We start from the raw sequence: 17889 nt of genomic DNA on the forward strand, positions 1-17889 counted from the left end.
GCTCAGGCCGCCATATGCGTGGCCAGATAGTCGATCAGTTCGCGCACGGCGGGCAGCAGTCCGCGTCGTGACGGGTAGAGGGCATGGACAATGCCGCTGCGCGGTGCCCACTCGGGCAGCAGGCGGATCAGGCGTCCAGCGGCCAGATCGTCGTCCACCACCATGTGCGGCAGCTGCACGATGCCGATGCCGGCCAGGGCCGCCTGGCGCAGGGCGGTCATGTCGTCGGTGACGTAGCGGGGAGTGTGGCGGATGCGGGTCTCGTCGCCGTCGGGGCCTTCCAGGCACCAGGCGTGCTCGCCGATCGGCCCCCAGTCGAGGCTCGGCAGGCGGGTGAGTGCTTCCGGAGTGGTGGGCATCGGCCGCTGATCGAACAGGTCCGGATGGGCGACGAGCCGCTGCGGGCTGTCGGCGAGGGTGCGCATCACCAGATCGCTGTCTTCCAGGGGCGGGAATCGTACCCGCAGCGCCAGATCGAAGCCCTCGGCGATGAGGTCCACCTGGCGGTTGGTGGCTTCCAGCTGCACGTGCACACGCGGGCATTGCGCCATGAAGCCGGCGATCAGCGGGCCGATCCGGTAGTGCAGCAGGGTGGTGGGGCAGCTCAGGCGCACCGTGCCCTGGGGTTCGGTGCGGTGGCGCTCGACCACCTCGCGCGCCGCGTCGGCTTCCACCAGCATGGCGACGCAGTGCCGGTAGAAGGCCTGTCCGGTCTCGGTCACGAAGAAGCGCCGGGTGGAGCGATGCAGCAGGCGCACGCCGAGGCGCTCCTCCAGCGCGGCGACGCGTCGGCTCAGCCGCGACTTGGGCATGCCGAGGGCCCGGCCGGCGGGCGCGAAACCGCCATGTTCGACGACTTTGGCGAAGTAGTACAGATCGTTCAGATCGTCCATGAGTGTTCCAAATTCAGAACAATGTGATTCATTTTAGCCATCTACCGGGTGAGGTGTTGCATAGCTATAGTCAATTCATCGCATGAAGGAGACGCATCATGAAAAGGATTCTCGGTATCCATAGCGCCCCGCAGGGGCATTGGGTGGGCGACGGCTTTCCGGTGCGCACGCTGTTTGCCTACGACCGGCTGGGGCCACGGATCAGTCCGTTCCTGCTGCTCGATCACGCGGGGCCGGCCGACTTTCCGCCGGCGGTGCGGCCGCGTGGCGTGGGCGAGCATCCGCATCGTGGCATGGAGACCGTGACCATCGTCTATGACGGCGAGGTGGCGCATCGCGATTCGACCGGCGGTGGCGGCACGATCGGGCCGGGCGACGTGCAGTGGATGACCGCGGCCTCGGGCATCCTCCACGAGGAGTTCCATTCCCCGGCCTTCACCGGGCGCGGCGGCCGGCTGGAGATGGTGCAGCTGTGGGTGAATCTGCCGGCGCGGGACAAGCTGGCGCCGCCGGCCTATCAGACCATTCTCGCTGGCGACATTCCCGTCGTGCCGCTGCGCGACGGGGCCGGGCAGCTTCGCGTCATCGCCGGCGAGTTCGGTGGCCAGCGCGGGCCGGCACGCACCTTCACGCCCATCGACGTGTGGGACCTGCAGCTGGCCGAAGGCCGCGGCGCGGCGCTGACCGTGAAGCCGGGGCGCAACGTCATCGTCGTGGTGCTGCGCGGCACGGTGCGGGTCAATGACACCGAGCCGGTGCGGGCGGGGCAGTTCGCGCTGCTCGACCGCGATGGCGAGGCGCTGTTCCTCGAAGCCGACGACGCCGCCGCGCTGCTGGTGTTGAGCGGCGAGCCCATCGACGAACCCATCGCCGGTCAGGGCCCCTTCGTGATGAACACCGAAGACGAGCTGCGCCAGGCCTTCGCGGACTTCCGCGCCGGGCGCTTCGGGCAGATCGTACCCGCCGGCTAGCGCGTCATTCCCTTTCCGGTGCCGCCGGCGCGGCACGTCTCCAGGGGGCACCCGTTCGGGTGACCCTCGGGGGGCGCTCGTGCCTGCGGCACCGCCCCGGGGGTGTCGATCACACACCCCACAACCCCAAGGAGCCCCCCATGAATCCGCAATACAAACGACTCGACCGGAATGACGCCGCCGTGCTGCTGGTGGACCACCAGGCCGGGCTGTTGTCCCTGGTCCGCGACATCGATCCGGACCGCTTCAGGAACAACGTGCTGGCGCTGGGCGATCTGGCCGATTACTTCGGCCTGCCGACCATCCTCACCACCAGCTTCGAAACCGGCCCGAACGGTCCGCTGGTGCCGGAGCTCAAGGCGCAGTTTCCCGACGCCCCCTACATCGCCCGTCCGGGCCAGATCAACGCCTGGGACAACGAGGATTTCGTCGCCGCCGTGCGCGCCACCGGCAGGAAGCAGCTGATCATCGCCGGCGTGGTCACCGAGGTGTGCGTCGCCTTTCCGGCGCTGTCGGCCATCGAGGCCGGCTACGAGGTGTTCGTGGTGACCGACGCCTCGGGCACCTTCAACGCACTGACGCGCGACTCGGCCTGGCGCCGCATGGAAGCGGCCGGCGCCCAGCTGATGACCTGGTTCGGCGTGGCCTGCGAACTGCACCGTGACTGGCGCAACGACATCGAGGGCCTGGGGCGCCTGTTCTCCAACCACATCCCCGACTACCGCAATCTCATGAGCAGCTACGACACCCTGACGCAGATGGGGTAGCGCGGCGGGTGCCGGCCCGGGCTGCCCCGGGTTGGCACATCACCTGCTTTGGGGAAGGCCTGATCCGATATCGCGAGAGGGCCCCTCATGCAGATTCAGGCGAGTGCACGCCAGAGCCTCGCGCGCCTGGCCGCGACGCCGCCGGCGAGCGGTGCCGGCGTGGCGGCAAACGCGTCGACCGTGGCGGCAGATCCTGCCGCCATCGTGCGCCTGTCCGAGGCGGGGCGGGCGAAGCCGGCGGGCGAGGCAGCCACGGCCACCTTCGACACCCGCCAGGGCGAACGCACGCTCGACATCGACACCTTGCTTTCCCCGCCCTCGGCGCCGGTGAACCTGCAGGATGTGCCCCTGCTGCTGCCCACGCAGCGCAATGTGGAGGCGCTCGGGCGGCATGCGTCGGCGCGCGTGGCGGCCTTGCTGGCCGAACACGGCATCGACGCGCCGACGCAGATCCGCTTCGATGCCGCCGGGCAGCTCCAGTTGCCGGCGGGCTACGCCGATGCCGAGGCCTTCACCCAGGCGCTCGACGCCGATCCGGTGCTCGCGCGCGAGCTGCGCACCGTCAATGCCCTGGCCTCCCACGTGGCGGGCATCGCCCGGGCCGCTGCCGGGCAGCCCACCGAGACGCAGATCGCCCTGCAGTTCGGCGCCGCCGGCCAGCTGATCGTCACCGCCGACGGCGCACCGCTCCTGCGGGCCGAATCGACCTGAGCGGCTCGGGATGGCGGTACACTCGCGCCCATGACAGGCAGGCGAGCAGCGGACTGATTCAGCGATGGAAACCGTCGATTGCGTGGTGATCGGGGCCGGCGTGGTGGGGCTGGCCTGCGCGCAGGCGCTGGCCGCGGCCGGGCGCGAGGTGATCATCCTCGAGCGCGAAGCGGCCTTCGGCACCGGCATCAGCGCACGCAACAGCGAAGTCATTCATGCCGGCCTGTACTACCCGACCGGCTCGCTCAAGGCGCGGCTGTGCGTGGCGGGGCGCGAGCGCCTCTACCGCTGGTGCGCGGACCATGACGTCGCCCATGCGCGCTGCGGCAAGCTGGTGGTGGCCACCCGGCCGGAGCAGGTGCCCGCGCTCGAGGCGCTGCACCGCAAGGCCGAAGCCAACGGCGTGTGCGATCTGCAGCGCCTCGACCGCGCCCGGGTCGCGGAGCTGGAACCGGAACTCGACGTCGCGGCGGCGCTGCTGTCGCCCGCCACCGGCATCGTCGACAGCCACGGCTTCATGCTCTCGCTGCTCGGCGCGGCCGAGGCCCATGGGGCGATGCTCGCGCTGGGCAGCCCGGTGCTGGGCGGGCGCCGCGATGGCGACGGCGTGGTGCTGGAGGTCGGCGGCGAAGCGCCCATGGCCTTGCGTGCCCGCTGGGTGATCAACGCCGCCGGCCTCGACGCCGTCGCCCTCGGCCACGCCATCGAGGGCGCGCCGGCCGGCAGCATTCCCGGCGCCTGGTTCGCGCGCGGGGTGTATTTCACCCTCAGTGGGCGGGCGCCGTTCTCGCACCTGATCTACCCGCTGCCCGAGCCGGGCGGGCTGGGTGTGCATCTGACCCTGGACCTGGGCGGGCAGGCCAAGTTCGGCCCCGATGTGGAATGGATCGACTCGCCCGACTACCGCGTCGACCCGCAGCGTTCGACACGTTTCGTCGAGGCGGTGCGGCGCTGGTGGCCGCAGCTGGACGCGGGTCGCCTGCAGCCCGGCTACGCCGGCGTGCGACCCAAGATCGTCGGGGCGGGCATGGCCGACGCCGACTTCCGCATCGACGGTCCGGCGCGGCACGGGGTCGCCGGGCTCATCCACCTGTTCGGTATCGAGTCGCCGGGGCTGACGGCCGCGTTGGCGATTGGCGAGGCGGTGGCGGCCACGGTCGACTCAGGTGCCTAGGCACGGCTGTGCTGGGCCAGGCCGAGGGGGGCGGTTCATGACGGTGCGTGAATCGGCCTGATGTATTTTTAAGTTATGGAAAAAAAGGAAAAGTTCGGTGATGCGCAACATGCTCGGCATCGTATGGTGCGTTCCGGCGGCGTCTGATTGTCCGGTGCCGCCCCCGCTCAACCCAAAGGAGAAATGATGCGAGCAATTCGATACACGGCCGCGGCGACCTTGGGCGCGCTGGGTCTGCTGGCGTCGCGTCGCCGCAAGTAAGGCGGCGCGAGCACGTCCGACGGTCGGATGGTCCGGCCGTGGCAAGGGACGCCCCCGGTCGGTGGCGTCTTTTTTTATGGCTCGATCACCGCGTCGGGTCATTGTTCGGCCGCCCGATCCGGCACGATGTGCGCCCGTCGGGTGCGGCCTACAATGACAGCGAATGCAGGAGGATGCGTCATGAAAGCCATGCGGCTGCACCGGATTGGGCCGATTTCCGAGCACAGCGAGGGGCCGCTGCGCCTCGACGAGATTCCCATGCCGACCCCGGCGCCCGGCGAGGTGCTGATCCGGGTGCTCACCTGCGGGGTCTGCCACACCGAGCTGGACGAGATCGAGGGGCGTACGCCGCCGCCCGAACTGCCCATGATTCTCGGCCACCAGGTGGTGGGCGAGGTGGTGGCGATGCCGGCGCCGGCCTCCGGCCTTCGGATCGGCCAGCGGGTGGGTGTGGCCTGGATCGCTTCCAGTTGCGGGCGCTGCGAATACTGTCTCGCGGGCCTGCCCAACCTGTGTCCCGGGTTCAAGGCCACGGGGCGTGACCGCGCGGGCGGTTACGCCGAGTACATGACCGCCGAAGCGGCCTTCGTGTATCCGATTCCCGAGGCCCTGTCGGACGAGGCTGCCGCGCCGCTGCTGTGTGCCGGCGCCATCGGCTACCGGTCGCTCAGGCTGTGCCGGCTGAAGAACGGCCAGCGCCTCGGGCTCACGGGCTTCGGCGCCTCGGGGCATCTGGTGCTGAAGATGGCGCGCTTCCTGTATCCGGACTCGGACGTCCTTGTCTTCGCGCGCAGCGAGGTCGAACGCGAGCACGCGCGTGAGCTGGGTGCGGCCTGGTCCGGTCCGTCGGGCGCGGTGCCTCCGGCCGGAGTGCACGCCATCATCGACACCACGCCGGTGTGGACGCCGGTGCTCGATGCCCTGAAGCTGCTGCTGCCGGGCGGCCGGCTGGTGATCAACGCGATTCGCAAGGAGTCGCAGGACATCGACCGCTGGCTCGAGCTGTCCTATCCCGACCACCTGTGGCTGGAGAAGGAGATCAAGAGCGTGGCCAATATCACCCCGGACGACGTGCGCGAGTTCCTGGACATCGCCGCGCGGGCCGGGATTCGCCCGGAATACCAGGTCTATCCGCTCGAAGACGCCAACCGCGCGCTCAAGGCGCTGCGCGCCGGGCAGATCAAGGGCGCCAAGGTGCTGCGCATCGCCGCGCGCGCCTGAGCGTATCGGCCCGAGAGCCCCGATCACCGGGGCGTTCACGTTCGTTTGGGCTGCCCCGTTCAGGCGCCGTGCCGCCTCAAGTTGTCTCCCGGAAACCCGATATATCAGTTCAGATTCGCGGTGACGGCGCGGGTGCGTCGAAGAAGAGGCAGCATGAAGAACAGGATTCAGCCCACGAACGTGGAAAAGATCATGCGCGAGCATGATTTCATCGTCTCCAAGACCGACCTGAAAGGGCGGCTCGTCTACGGCAACGAGATATTCATCGAGTTCTCCGGCTACGAGGAAGCGGAGCTGCTCGGCTCCCAGCACAACATCATTCGCCATCCGGACATGCCGCGTGGTGTCTTCCGCCTGCTTTGGGATTCCATTTCTTCGGGCAAGGAAATCTTTGCCTACGTGAAGAACATGTCCAAGGACGGCAGCTACTACTGGGTCGTGGCCAACGTGACCCCGGACTACGACGACATGGGAAAGATCTCCGGCTACCTGTCGGTGCGCCGCGCGCCCAGCCGCAAGGCGCTGCCGCTGATCGAGGATCTGTACCGTCGGATGAAACAGGCCGAGGAGGCCGCCGGTCCGCGGGATGCGTGCGAGGCGTCGATCGCCTTGCTCAACGAAACGCTCAAGGAAAAGGGAGTGAGCTATGAAGACTTCGTCCTCGCCATCTGAGGCAGGCACCGACGCGCGTATCGGGCGGTTGCTGGAGGTCGTTCGCCATGTGGCCGAGGGCCAGCTGACCGGGCGAATCACCCATATCGGCGAAAAGGATGAGATCGGCGAGCTGTGCTGGCATGTGAACAACATGCTCGACCAGCTCGAGAGCTGCTTCCGCGAACAGCAGACGGTCATGGCCAACGCCAGCGCGGGCCACTACGACCGCAAGGTCCAGACCGCCGGCCTGCATGGCGAGTTTCGCCGTGCGCTGGAGCGCAACCAGGGCTCGATCGACATGCTGGCCGCGAATGCACGCGCAAAGGCCGAGGCGGAACGCGTCGAACGGCAGGCCCAGGAGGAGATCGCGGCGCTGATCGGCGCGGCCGCGCGTGGCGACTTCACCCAGCGCATCGACGTTGGCGGCAAGGACGGCTTCTTCCTTACCCTGGCGGAGGACGTCAATTCGCTCATGGAGACGACGGAGCAGGGCCTGTCGGATGTGGCGTCCGTATTGCGCGCCATCGCCGAGGGGGACCTCACCGAGCGCATCGATACCGACTACGAAGGCATCTTCGGGCAGCTCAAGGAAGACACCAACCTGACCACGGAAAACCTCAAGGGGATCATCCGCGAGATTCAGGAGGCGGCCAGTTCCATCAACGTGTCGGTGAGCGAGATCGCCGATGGCAACCAGGATCTGTCCCGCCGCACCGAGGACCAGGCTGCCAGCCTGGAGGAGACGTCGTCCTCCATGGCCGAGTTGAACACCACCATTGCCTCCAATGCCGAGAACGCGGCCCATGCGCGCAGCATGGCCGACGGCTCACGGCAGCGGGTGTCGGCCAGCCGCGATGCCATGAGCCGGCTGGTGGCGACCATGAAGGAGATCCAGACCGGCTCCGAGCAGATCGCCAACATCGTCAGCCTGATCGAATCGATCGCCTTCCAGACCAACATCCTGGCCCTGAACGCCGCCGTGGAGGCCGCGCGTGCCGGCGACCAGGGGCGTGGTTTCGCGGTCGTGGCGAGCGAGGTGCGCAATCTGGCGCAGAAGTCGTCGGATGCCGCCAAGGAGATCAAGACCCTGATCGCCTCGTCGCGCGCGAGCGTGGCCGAGGGCTCGAAGGAGGTCGGTCAGATGGAGAGTGTCATCAAGGAGGCCGCCGACGCCTTCGAGAAGCTGAATCACGTGGTCGCCGAGATCGCCGAGGCGAGCAAGGAGCAGGCGCTCGGCATCGACCAGGTCACCACCGCGGTGGCGCGCATGGACGATGTCACCCAGCAGAACGCCGCGCTGGTGGAGGAGGCCGCGGCCGCAGCCGACAGCCTGCGCGACCAGGCGCACGGCCTGGATCAGGCGACGCGACGATTCAGGCTCGAACGCGAAGTCGCCCGCCGCCCGGTGCGCATGGCCTTCGGGCGCTGAACAAAGACAGGCGCCCCGGCCATCCGGGGCGCCGCGTCGTGACGGCCGCTCAGAAGTAGTAGCCGAAATTCAAATTGAAACGGGACTGCCACTTGTCGTCGGCATTGGCGCCGAGGCGGTCGCCGTAGGCCGACTCGCCGCCGACGAACTCGTTGCCGTTGGACATGGCCAGCTCCGAGTAGATGTACCAGCCCCCATGCGCCCAGGCGGCGCCCACGGTCACCAGATCGCTGTCGTTGAACCCGTGTTCGTCCTTGACGATGGAGCTGTATTCCACGAACGGCACCACATAGTCCAGCCACGGTACGCTCGGCGTCTCCAGGTGGTAGCTCAGTGACACCGCCGGAATCCACGCCTTGGCGGCCACCGTGTTGGGGAAGTCGAAGGCGCCGAATTGCACCAGGGTGTCGGTGCCCAGCGGCTGCCTCGCGCTCACGTCGTACTCGTAGCGGGTGAGCTGGGTGGCCAGGGTGAGGTTGTTCCACGTGTTGACCATGTGCGCGGAGGCGGCCCAGTGGCTGCCGTCGCCCTGCGGGCCCTTGCTGTCCAGCTCGCCATACTCCACCGACATGCCCAGCTTGGTCTTCACCGGCATGTCGTCGAAGCTGTAGATCGCGCGCAGGTTCACCTGGTTGCGCTCCTCGTAGCCGTTGCGGGTCTTGTTGACGACGTCGAAGGAGTAGCGGGCGCTGTCACGCGAGCTACCGGCTCCGGTGCCTTCGTCCGAGAAGTAGTAGGCGGCATCGAAGGTCCAGTTGCCCAGCGGGCGCGTGTACTTGATCCCCAGATCCATGTCGTCGGCCAGGCCGACGTAGTAGTGCTGGTCGAAGAACCAGCTCTGGGAGACACCATACGGACCGGGCCCGAAGGGCACCCGGTTCACCCCCACCTGGACCTGGCCGCCGTCGTCGAAGTTGTAGCCCAGCCAGCCGGTGTGCAGGAAGTGGTAACCGTTGTAGAACCGGTACTCGAGCTTGCCGACCACGGCGTCGTGGGTGTAGTCCATGTTGATGCGGAAGGTGTCGAGCGTGAAGTTGCCGCCGTCACCTTCGGCGCGCGAGGGGTGACCGGTGTCTTTGCCGTAGTCGCCCACCGCGTAATTGGCCCGTATCGCGCCGCCGATTTTCAGGGTGCCGCCGAACACGTTGTCGAAGGCGATATCGTTGGAGGCGGGCGCCGGGTTCGCTTCGGCGGCCTGCTGCTTGGCCGCCGCTTCGCCGCGCTGCGCGTCCGCGAGTTCGGCACGGGTCTTGGCCAGCGCCTGTTCCAGTTCGGAAATCCGTGCCTTCAGTGCGGCGGTGTCTTCGGCCGCCTGCGTGCTCAAGGGCAGCGCGAGGGCCGAGGCCACCACCAGCGCGGATGATAGATGACGGTGCTTCGAAGCATTGAGCATCGGTGAACTCCTCTTGATTTTCTCGTTGCAATCGGCGGGCGCGATGACCCTGGCGATTGCGCCGGTGCGGTGCCGGCGCAAGCGTTTTCTTATGGCTGAAGTCAGCGACGTTTCCCGGCGCTTTCGACCGGTTGCATGATGAAGCCGGTCGGAGGGTGTTTCACGCAAAAAGGCAGCGAAACGAATAATGCCAAAAGCATGGCTTTGGCGAGATGGCGGCGGTCGTGGAAACGATCGGCCTGAATCCGGTTTTGATTCGATGAATGACGTGAGTATGCGCTACGAATGATTTGTTGCTGGACCTCTATATTCTAGACTACCGATATGGTTGCAAATCGTCCACAACGAAGCTGGATATTGTCACTGTGCGCGTGATTGTTTAGACTGGCCGCAGGCCTGTGGGCCTGTCAATGCAGCATGATGCGCCGGTTGGGGCGCCATTGCTGCCCAAATTCGCCGCCGATCGACGATTGGCCATGGCTTGAATCAATAAGAAGAAACAGCGATACAGGCGAATTGTCCGCTTTGCATTCGTCATGTTTCCATTCAATAAGATGAACTGATATTTCCCCTTGGACGATTCCAGGGGATGCGCCGTCTCCTGGCGCGTTGTCGTTCGCCGGTCGGGTGGAAGCCACGCTCAATCGTATTTCTTAATCCTTGTAGCATGGGCGCGGATGATGGAAATCGTGATCGAAGGCTTCCGGTATTTACCGCGGTGATCGGCCTCATTCGCCGGGGATGTCGCAATTCGCGTACCGACCCTTTCAATTTTGCCGCGCCGCTGAGGACACGCCATGCCGCATCGCTACGACACCGATTACGAAATCGGCCAGGATAATATCCGTGGCTGGGGAATGGATTTCCATAACCCGGTCTTCATCATTTCCGCCCTGCTGGTGCTGCTCTTCGTGATCGGCACCTTGATGTTTCCCGACAGCGCGAAGGCGGCCTTCGATGGCTCCAAGTCCTGGTCCATCGACCATTTCGACTGGCTGTTCCTGGTCAGCGGAAACATCTTCGTCATCTTCTGCGTGGCGCTGATCTTCCTGCCCGTCGGCAAGATCCGCCTCGGCGGGGTCGATGCCAAGCCGGAGTTCACCACCATGTCGTGGTTCGCCATGCTGTTCGCCGCGGGCATGGGGATCGGGCTGATGTTCTGGAGCGTGGCCGAGCCCGTGGCCTACTACACCGGCTGGTACGGCACCCCGCTCAACGTCGCCAAGAACACCCCGCAGGCGGCGGAACTGGCCATGGGCGCCACCATGTTCCACTGGGGGCTGCATCCGTGGGCCATCTATGCCGTGGTCGCGCTGTCGCTGGGTTTTTTCACCTACAACAAGAACCTGCCGCTGACCATCCGTTCGGCCTTCTTCCCCTTCATCAAGGACCGCTCCTGGGGCTTCTTCGGCCATGTGGTCGACGTGGTGGCGGTGATGGCCACCATCTTCGGCCTCGCCACCTCGCTGGGCTTCGGCGCCAAGCAGGCCGCCGGCGGTCTGCACTACCTGTTCGACATTCCCAACACCATCAACACCCAGATCGCCATCATCATCGGCGTGACCAGCGTGGCCACCATCTCGGTGGTGCGCGGGCTCGACGGTGGCGTGAAAATCCTCAGCAACATCAACATGCTGCTGGCCCTCGCGCTGATGATGTTCGTGATCGTGATCGGCCACGGGCTGGGTATCTTCGGCGAGGTCGCGGACACCACCATCGCCTATGCCAGCAACTTCATTGCCCTGAGCAACTGGATCGGGCGCGACGACCAGACCTTCTACCACGGCTGGACGGTGTTCTACTGGGCCTGGTGGATCTCCTGGTCGCCGTTCGTGGGCATGTTCATCGCCCGGGTCTCCAAGGGCCGGACGGTGCGCGAATTTCTCGTCGCGGTGCTGCTCATCCCGACCGCCGTCACCATCGTGTGGATGACCGCCTTCGGCACCGTCGGCCTGGAGCAGGTCCAGAACGGGGTCGGCGAGCTGGCCGGCGGCATCACCAACGTGGCCCTGGCCCTGTTCCAGATGCTCGAGAACATGCCACTGGCCACCGTCACCTCGGTGCTCGGCATCGTGCTGGTGCTGGTGTTCTTCGTCACCTCGTCCGACTCCGGCTCGCTGGTGGTCGACAGCATCACCGCGGGCGGCAAGCTCGATGCGCCGGTGCCGCAACGGGTGTTCTGGGCGGTGATGGAAGGGCTCATCGCCGGGGCGCTGCTGTTCGGTGGCGGCGCCGATGCGCTCGGGGCGCTGCAGGCCGCGGCCATCAGCGTAGGCCTGCCCTTCACCCTGGTGCTGCTGGCCATGTGTGTGGCGCTCTACATGGGCCTGTGGCACGAGCAGCGCTTCGTGCTCGGCAAGGAGCCGCGCGACGACAGCTGAGACGCACGGTTCCCGTCGGCGTATGCCAAGGTGATGAGCGGCCCGCAGTAGCGGGCCGTTCGCCGTTTGGCAACGGCGTTCATTTTTCTATCCTGAAAAGAAACGTACTGCTGAACCCAGGTGGCGAGGTCGCAGCGAGATTCCGGGCGTCGCTCGCCGAATTGCGCACGACAGACACAGGGGGAATGTCGCATGAAAGTCGTTCGGTATCTCAAGGGAACATCCGTCGTTCAATCTCGTCCGGACGCTCGTGTCCGATCCGGGCGGCTGCCATGGCTCGGGTTGGCGTTGATCGCCGCCGCACCGCTGGTGTCCGCCGCAGGCTTCACGGTGCCCGACTGCGGCCGCCTCGAACAGTGGGCGCGCCAGCCCGACACGCGCGAGATGATCGCCATCACGCCCCGGGTCAAGGTCAACGCGCTGCTGCGTGCGGAGCTGATCGAACCGCTGTTCGGCCAGCCCGTGGAGCAGTGGCAGCACGACGACTTCACCGCTGCGCGCAAGCAGATGAGCGCCTGCATCGGTGCGGCCAACAAGCGGCGCGACACCCAGGTCGCCGGCCATCTTGCCCATGGCTCGCGCCTCATCGGCAAGGCCGGCGGCGCGGTGACCCGGCTCGCGCGCTTCCGCCAGGCGGCCGGCAAGGAAGTGGACAAGATCCTCGCGCATCCGGCCACGCCGGAAATGCCGAAGGTGATCGATGCGGCCATCGCCACCCTGAAGGGCGAGGGGAGCAACAAACGGCTGGATGTGGACCCGAGTCTCGCCTATGTGGCGGGCAACGTGCGCAATCTGCAACGTGACATGGATTACCTCACCGAGGCCGACCGGCAGGCGTTGATCGACAAGCTCGAGGCGCATCGCGCCGACGCGGCCGCCGCCGCAGGGGCGATCGAAGACGAATTGGCCCAGGCGCGCGCCGAACTCGATGCGGCGCCGGCCACCGCCGCCGGCATGCACACTCTGCAGCAGCTGTCACAGGCGCCGGTGCTGAGCAAGGTGCCGCGCGCCCAGGCGGATGCCTTCCGCGGCGCGGTGCAGCGCAAGCAGAACGCCATCCGTGTGGCCATGAACCGGCAACGAGCCGAACAGACCGCCCGCGCCGAGGCCGAGGCGCGCCGGCCCATGGATCTGGGCCCGCGTCTGGCGCAGCTCATCGATGGCGACGCGGTCGATGCCGTCGGGCTCGCCGGCCTGGCGCCGGGCATGAGCCGCCAGGCCGCGGTGGCGACGCTGAAGCACGCGTGGAAGTACGACTTCGAAGGCGGCCTGCCGATGATGAACAGCTTCGTCGCCACCCGCCAGATCTTTCCCCAGCTCAAGCAGGAGCGGCGCAACGGCGGCAAGGTGGAGCTGGGCGTGATGGACGGTGGCAAGGTCGGCCAGATCCGGCTGGTGGAGTTCTACAAGGCCATGCTCGTCAACACCAACCCGCAGGCCTGGCTCAGCAAGCGCCTCGGCGAACCCGACGAGGTGCGTGCCGCCCAGGGCGGGCGTCTGCTGACCTGGAAGGACGGCGACCGGCGCCTGCAGGTGCTCGCCACCAACCAGATCGAGAACGTCTGGCGCTTTGCCGGCTACGAAAGCGAAATGGCCATCAGCGTGTGGACCGAGGACTTCGAGGACTACCTGGCCGATGTCGCCGAACGCTGCGATGCCACCCGCAGCAAACCGCGCAACGAAGTGAGCATGAGTGATACCGCGTGGTTTGCGGTCAACTGCGGTCTGGCCGGCGGCAGCAAGGAGCACCCGGGCATCTGAACGCCGGATACCATTCGCAGACGCCGAAGCGGTGCATGCCGCTTCGGCGTTTTTGTTTCATGGTGATGACGTTGAGATAGTCCGAATGGACTAAGGGAATGCCTCAGCTGGTCGGGCAGGGCGTGGGCGCCTATAAATTCGGGGCGATCTGATGCGGGTAAATCCATCCGGATGACATGATGGCGACGAAGGCCATGGGCCGGCCGGATCGCGCGAATCGGGACCGCCTCCGCCGAATGGGGCGGCCCGCGCACAAGACGTTCCGGCGTGGGTGGCCTGCCCGATGGCTCGCAGGCCGCCTCGCGCCCATCGATCCCACGGTGAGGAGGCGATCCATGAAGTGCCAGCGCACGCTGCGGTGTCATCTGTTGTTCCTGTCCCTGGTGGTTCCCGCCACCGGCTTCGCCCACGAGCGCCCGGACCGGCCGCCGTCCTTTCTGGACGGCCCGGTGACGGCGACCCACTACGACGGCGTCGGCGACGACCTGCTCACCGCCGGGCTGGGGGCCTCGGGCCTGGCCAGCGCCACGCCGCCGGCGGTGTCGTCCGACCCGACGGCCGCCGAGATCCGCCGGCTCGCCATCTACAACAACTATCGTGCCCTGGTGCCCACCGACGCCGGCAATGGCTATGGCGTGTTCTATGGCCCGGGCGTGGACGCCAACGGCCAGCCCACCGGCGAGGAGGGCCTGATCGCCGGCACCGAGTACCTGGCCTTTGCCGGGCCGCGCTCCGGCCGGGTGAACGTGACGCTCATGGTGCAGGTGCCGGACAGCTTCGACGTGGACGCGCCGTGCCTCATCACCGCGCCCTCGTCGGGCTCACGCGGCATCTACGGGGCCATCGGCACCGCCGGCGAATGGGGGCTCAAGCACGGCTGCGCGGTGGCCTACACCGACAAGGGCACCGGCAACGGCGCCTACAGCCTGCAGGGCAACCGGGCCATCGGCATCGACGGCCGCGTGGACGACGCCGACGCGCTCGGCAAGGAGGCCACCTTCGTCGCCCGCATGAGCCCGCGCCAGCGCGAGCGCTTCAACAGCGAGTTTCCCGACCGCTACGCCTTCAAGCATGCCCACTCGCGTCTCAATCCGGAGCAGGACTGGGGGCGCAACGTGCTGCAGTCGATCGAGTTCGCCTTCTACGTGCTCAACACCCAATTCGGTGACGAGGGTCGGGGCCGGCACCGTCGCCTCCGCTTCGAGCCGGACAACACCCTGGTCATCGCCTCCAGCGTATCGAACGGCGGCGGCGCCTCGGTGCGTGCGGCCGAGCTGGATACCCGGGGGCTGATCGACGGGGTGGCGGTGTCGGAGCCCAACGTCAATCCGCGCAAGGCGCGCTTCGCCATCGTGCAGGGGACCCAGGCGCCGCTGTACGACCACAGCCGCAGCCTGTTCGACTACACCACGCTGCTCAACGTGTACCAGGGCTGCGCCAGCCTGGCCGAGCCGACGGCGCCGTTCAACCTCGCGCCCAGCGCCGAGGCCTGCACCTCGCTGCACGAGAAAGGCTTGCTGAGTGCGGGCACCGCCGCCGCCCAGGCCGCCGAGGCCCAGCAGATCATCAACGACGCCGGCTGGAATCCGGAACAGAACATCGTCCAGCCCTCGCACTGGTTCCTCAACGTGCCGCAGAGTATCTCGGTGACCTATGCCAACGCCTATGGCCGGGCCGACGTGCGCACCAACCTGTGCGGCTACAGCTTCGCCGCCACCGACCCGGTCACCGGCGCGCCGGTGAGCCTCGCGCCCGACGCCGAGCTGCGCCTGTTCGGCACCGGCAACGGCATCCCGCCCACTGGCGGCATCAACCTGGTGAACAACGCCTCGGTGGGCGGCGTGGTGGAGAACCGGGTGTCGGTCAGCCCATCTTCCGGCCGTGCCGATCAGAACCTGGACGGCGCCCTGTGCCTGCGGGCGCTGGCCACCGGGCGCGACCCGGTCACCGGCGAACGCCTGCGGGGCGCGGCCCGGGCCATGCACCGGCACATCCTCGAAGGGATCGAGCAGATCCGCGCCAGCGGCGACCTGCACGGCAAGCCGGCCATTTTCGTGACCGGCCGCAACGACGCCATCCTCGCCATCAACCACGCCTCGCGCGCCTACTACGGCCTCAACCAGGCGACACGCGGCGCGCGCAGCCAGCTGCGCTACTACGAGGTCACCCACGCCCACCATCTGGACGTGCTCAACGCCTTGCCGGGGTTTGCCGAGCGCTTCGTGCCGCTGCACCACTACCTGTTCCAGGGGCTGGACCTGATGTACGCGCATCTGCGCCATGGCACGCCGCTGCCACCCAGCCAGGTGGTGCACACCGTGCCGCGCGGCGCCGGGGCGCCGGCCATCGGCCCGGCCAACCTGCCGGACATCGACCCGAACGCGCCGGCGGCCGACCGCATCCGCTTCGGCCACGGCACACTTTACGTGCCGGAGTAAGCCGGGGTCAGGCCCGGCGGGCGTAGGCGTCGGTGGCGCGGATCAGCCGGTCCAGGATGCCCGGCTCGTCGTAGGCGTGGCCGGCGCCCTCGATGAGGTGGAACTCCGCCTCGGGCCACGCCTTGTGCAGGGCCCAGGCGTTGCGCAGCGGGCAGGGCATGTCGTAGCGACCATGGACGATGGTGCCGGGGATGCCGTGCAGCCGGTGGGCGTCGCGCAGCAGCTGTCCCTCTTCGAGCCAGGCGCCGTGGCGGAAATAGTGGTTCTCGATGCAGGCGAAGGCGAGGGCGAATCGGTCTTCGCCGAAGCCGGCGGCGAAGTCCGCGTCCGGCAGCAGCTTGGAGGTGCTGCCCTCCCAGGTGCTCCAGGCGCGCGCCGCCTCGATTCGGGCGGTCGGATCGTCGCTGGTGAGGCGCTTGTGATAGGCGGCCACCATGTCGCCGCGCTCGGCCTCGGGAATGGGGGCGAGGAAGCCTTCCCACCGATCCGGATACATCTCCGAGACGCCGAACTGGTAGTACCAGTCCAGATCTGCCCGGGTGACCAGGAACACCCCGCGCAGGATCAGCTCGCTCACGCGCTCGGGGTGGGTCTGGGCGTAGGCCAGCGCCAGGGTCGAGCCCCAGGAGCCGCCGAGCACCTGCCACTTCTCGACCCCCGCCAGCGTGCGCAGGCGCTCGATGTCGGCCACCAGATGCCAGGTGGTGTTGGCCTCGAGCCCGACGTAGGGCGTCGACTGGCCGCAACCGCGCTGGTCGAACAGCATCACGTCGTAGCGCGCCGGATCGAACAGGCGGCGGTGATCCGGCGAAATGCCGCCGCCCGGCCCGCCGTGCAGGAACACCGCCGGCTTGGCGCCGGGGGTGCCGACACGTTCGAAACGGAGGCAGTGGCCGTCACCGACATCCAGCTGGCCGGTGGCGTAGGGTTCGATGGGGGGGTAGAGGGTACGCAGGGAGGTCATGGTGAGGGCGGTGTCAGGGCTTACTCAAAGCATATCCGAGCCGTCGCCCCATGCAAGTTCTCCGGCAGGCGCGCGCACCAGGAACTATCATGAAAGTGACAATAACCCTGTTGCCGGAATGGTTTGATGCCGGCCGGCGTGCAGGGCTGAAATGAGGAGACCGTCATGTGCTTTCTCGATTCCCCCGTCGGCCGCTGCGAGGCGGTGCGCGAAATGGTGCTGCTCGACGAGACGCAAGCCGAATGCGCCCGTGAGCACGCCTGTCCCGCCGGGCGGCAATGCCCGCTGGACGGCTGCTTCTATCACACCAGCGGTGTCTCCGAGCAGACCGCCGACGCCATCGCCGAAACGCCCCACGCGCCGGCCTGACGATCGGGCGTTCAGGCGCTCATCCGGTGTGTCCGCTGCGGGGCAGGGGCTGCCTCAATCTGCGGGCACGTCCACCCCGTGGGCGCCCAGCCACTGGCGGTCGATCTCCCAGCGCACCGACCCGACTCCCGGCTGCGCCGCCACGATGTCACGCGCCTCCGACTGCAGGCGCGCCAGTTCCTGCTGCGCGGCGATGAAGGCCGGGTCGTTGTTGTCCAGCACGTTCACGCCGGGGAACAGGATGGAAATCACCTTGGTGGCCGGCACCTCGAAGCTGCGCGGCGTGGCCATGATCGCCTTGCCCTTGTCCACGCGCAGCACGCGAAAGGGGTAGGGGTAGTGTTTCAGGGCCTCGCTGCCTTGCGCGGCGATGGCGTCGTTGAGGGCGCGTGCTTCGGAATCGGGGCGTTGCATGAACCAGTCCAGGGCGTAGATGAGCACGAAGGCAATGAGGATCCATTGCCAGGCGGGCAGTTTGGGCAGACGTTTCATCGGGCGGCTC

General features: G+C 67.4%; 16 protein-coding genes. 11 read left to right on the top strand and 5 right to left on the bottom strand.

What is annotated here, in order from left to right; all coding sequences use genetic code 11:
- Window positions 1-2: 2 nt before the first annotated feature.
- Window positions 3-893: a LysR family transcriptional regulator gene (locus tag G3580_RS07805; protein ID WP_173764721.1), complete on the bottom strand. Its 891-nt coding sequence runs from the start codon at window positions 891-893 to the stop codon at window positions 3-5.
- 98 nt (window positions 894-991) lie between these two features.
- Between G3580_RS07805 and G3580_RS07810 the strand changes: the two genes are divergently transcribed.
- The 7 genes from G3580_RS07810 (at window position 992) to G3580_RS07840 (ending at window position 8081) form a co-directional block, all read left to right on the top strand.
- Complete coding sequence (locus G3580_RS07810) at window positions 992-1864, top strand: pirin family protein (RefSeq protein ID WP_173764722.1); 873 nt, start codon at window positions 992-994, stop codon at window positions 1862-1864.
- Window positions 1865-2004: 140 nt separating this feature from the next.
- Window positions 2005-2631 (top strand): isochorismate family cysteine hydrolase YcaC, encoded by a 627-nt coding sequence (gene ycaC, locus G3580_RS07815; protein WP_173764723.1) that lies wholly within the window; start codon window positions 2005-2007, stop codon window positions 2629-2631.
- Between the two features lie 87 nt (window positions 2632-2718).
- The gene (locus G3580_RS07820) at window positions 2719-3342 is read left to right on the top strand and encodes a hypothetical protein (protein ID WP_173764724.1); all 624 of its coding nucleotides are present in this window, start codon (window positions 2719-2721) and stop codon (window positions 3340-3342) included.
- A 64-nt stretch (window positions 3343-3406) separates the two neighbouring features.
- Window positions 3407-4516, top strand: coding sequence for an NAD(P)/FAD-dependent oxidoreductase (locus G3580_RS07825; RefSeq protein WP_173764725.1), 1110 nt, complete (start codon window positions 3407-3409; stop codon window positions 4514-4516).
- A 441-nt stretch (window positions 4517-4957) separates the two neighbouring features.
- Window positions 4958-5998 carry a zinc-dependent alcohol dehydrogenase family protein gene (locus tag G3580_RS07830; RefSeq protein ID WP_173764726.1) on the top strand — a complete coding sequence of 347 codons (1041 nt, stop codon included), beginning with the start codon at window positions 4958-4960 and terminating at the stop codon, window positions 5996-5998.
- 153 nt (window positions 5999-6151) lie between these two features.
- Window positions 6152-6670, top strand: a complete 519-nt coding sequence (locus tag G3580_RS07835; RefSeq protein WP_173764727.1) for a PAS domain-containing protein — start codon at window positions 6152-6154, stop codon at window positions 6668-6670.
- Complete coding sequence (locus tag G3580_RS07840) at window positions 6645-8081, top strand: methyl-accepting chemotaxis protein (RefSeq protein ID WP_173764728.1); 1437 nt, start codon at window positions 6645-6647, stop codon at window positions 8079-8081. Before G3580_RS07835 ends, G3580_RS07840 begins: the two co-directional genes overlap by 26 nt.
- Window positions 8082-8130: 49 nt before the next feature.
- Here G3580_RS07840 and G3580_RS07845 read toward each other — a convergent pair whose 3' ends face one another.
- Both G3580_RS07845 and G3580_RS07850 read right to left on the bottom strand, forming a co-directional pair.
- On the bottom strand, window positions 8131-9474 hold the full coding sequence (locus G3580_RS07845) for a hypothetical protein (RefSeq protein ID WP_173764729.1): 1344 nt from the start codon (window positions 9472-9474) through the stop codon (window positions 8131-8133).
- Between the two features lie 407 nt (window positions 9475-9881).
- Window positions 9882-10112, bottom strand: a complete 231-nt coding sequence (locus tag G3580_RS07850; RefSeq protein WP_173764730.1) for a hypothetical protein — start codon at window positions 10110-10112, stop codon at window positions 9882-9884.
- Between the two features lie 159 nt (window positions 10113-10271).
- On the opposite strand from G3580_RS07850, the gene G3580_RS07855 reads away from it, so the two are divergent.
- From G3580_RS07855 to G3580_RS07865, 3 genes are all read left to right on the top strand, one after another.
- The gene (locus G3580_RS07855) at window positions 10272-11855 is read left to right on the top strand and encodes a BCCT family transporter (RefSeq protein WP_173764731.1); all 1584 of its coding nucleotides are present in this window, start codon (window positions 10272-10274) and stop codon (window positions 11853-11855) included.
- 192 nt (window positions 11856-12047) lie between these two features.
- Window positions 12048-13616, top strand: coding sequence for a hypothetical protein (locus G3580_RS07860; RefSeq protein WP_173764732.1), 1569 nt, complete (start codon window positions 12048-12050; stop codon window positions 13614-13616).
- Window positions 13617-13951: 335 nt separating this feature from the next.
- Entirely contained in the window at window positions 13952-16054 is a 2103-nt protein-coding gene (locus G3580_RS07865; RefSeq protein ID WP_173764733.1) for a 3-hydroxybutyrate oligomer hydrolase family protein, read from the top strand.
- 7 nt (window positions 16055-16061) lie between these two features.
- Here G3580_RS07865 and pip read toward each other — a convergent pair whose 3' ends face one another.
- Window positions 16062-17018: a prolyl aminopeptidase gene (gene pip / locus G3580_RS07870; RefSeq protein WP_173764734.1), complete on the bottom strand. Its 957-nt coding sequence runs from the start codon at window positions 17016-17018 to the stop codon at window positions 16062-16064.
- A gap of 165 nt (window positions 17019-17183) precedes the next feature.
- Here pip and G3580_RS07875 point away from each other — a divergent pair, with 165 nt between their 5' ends.
- Window positions 17184-17387 carry a hypothetical protein gene (locus tag G3580_RS07875; protein ID WP_173764735.1) on the top strand — a complete coding sequence of 68 codons (204 nt, stop codon included), beginning with the start codon at window positions 17184-17186 and terminating at the stop codon, window positions 17385-17387.
- 54 nt (window positions 17388-17441) lie between these two features.
- Here G3580_RS07875 and G3580_RS07880 read toward each other — a convergent pair whose 3' ends face one another.
- Window positions 17442-17879 carry a glutamate-ammonia-ligase adenylyltransferase gene (locus G3580_RS07880; RefSeq protein WP_173764736.1) on the bottom strand — a complete coding sequence of 146 codons (438 nt, stop codon included), beginning with the start codon at window positions 17877-17879 and terminating at the stop codon, window positions 17442-17444.
- Between the last annotated feature and the right edge of the window lie 10 nt (window positions 17880-17889).

This window comes from Nitrogeniibacter mangrovi, assembly GCF_010983895.1.
Taxonomy (GTDB): domain Bacteria; phylum Pseudomonadota; class Gammaproteobacteria; order Burkholderiales; family Rhodocyclaceae; genus Nitrogeniibacter; species Nitrogeniibacter mangrovi.

Bases quoted from the DNA above. Each gene is read 5' to 3' on its own strand.
- G3580_RS07805 (WP_173764721.1), bottom strand. From the start codon at position 893: ATGGACGATCTGAACGATCTGTACTACTTCGCCAAAGTCGTCGAACAT.
- G3580_RS07810 (WP_173764722.1), top strand. From the start codon at position 992: ATGAAAAGGATTCTCGGTATCCATAGCGCCCCGCAGGGGCATTGGGTG.
- ycaC (WP_173764723.1), top strand. From the start codon at position 2,005: ATGAATCCGCAATACAAACGACTCGACCGGAATGACGCCGCCGTGCTG.
- G3580_RS07820 (WP_173764724.1), top strand. From the start codon at position 2,719: ATGCAGATTCAGGCGAGTGCACGCCAGAGCCTCGCGCGCCTGGCCGCG.
- G3580_RS07825 (WP_173764725.1), top strand. From the start codon at position 3,407: ATGGAAACCGTCGATTGCGTGGTGATCGGGGCCGGCGTGGTGGGGCTG.
- G3580_RS07830 (WP_173764726.1), top strand. From the start codon at position 4,958: ATGAAAGCCATGCGGCTGCACCGGATTGGGCCGATTTCCGAGCACAGC.
- G3580_RS07835 (WP_173764727.1), top strand. From the start codon at position 6,152: ATGAAGAACAGGATTCAGCCCACGAACGTGGAAAAGATCATGCGCGAG.
- G3580_RS07840 (WP_173764728.1), top strand. From the start codon at position 6,645: ATGAAGACTTCGTCCTCGCCATCTGAGGCAGGCACCGACGCGCGTATC.
- G3580_RS07845 (WP_173764729.1), bottom strand. From the start codon at position 9,474: ATGCTCAATGCTTCGAAGCACCGTCATCTATCATCCGCGCTGGTGGTG.
- G3580_RS07855 (WP_173764731.1), top strand. From the start codon at position 10,272: ATGCCGCATCGCTACGACACCGATTACGAAATCGGCCAGGATAATATC.
- G3580_RS07860 (WP_173764732.1), top strand. From the start codon at position 12,048: ATGAAAGTCGTTCGGTATCTCAAGGGAACATCCGTCGTTCAATCTCGT.
- G3580_RS07865 (WP_173764733.1), top strand. From the start codon at position 13,952: ATGAAGTGCCAGCGCACGCTGCGGTGTCATCTGTTGTTCCTGTCCCTG.
- pip (WP_173764734.1), bottom strand. From the start codon at position 17,018: ATGACCTCCCTGCGTACCCTCTACCCCCCCATCGAACCCTACGCCACC.
- G3580_RS07875 (WP_173764735.1), top strand. From the start codon at position 17,184: ATGTGCTTTCTCGATTCCCCCGTCGGCCGCTGCGAGGCGGTGCGCGAA.
- G3580_RS07880 (WP_173764736.1), bottom strand. From the start codon at position 17,879: ATGAAACGTCTGCCCAAACTGCCCGCCTGGCAATGGATCCTCATTGCC.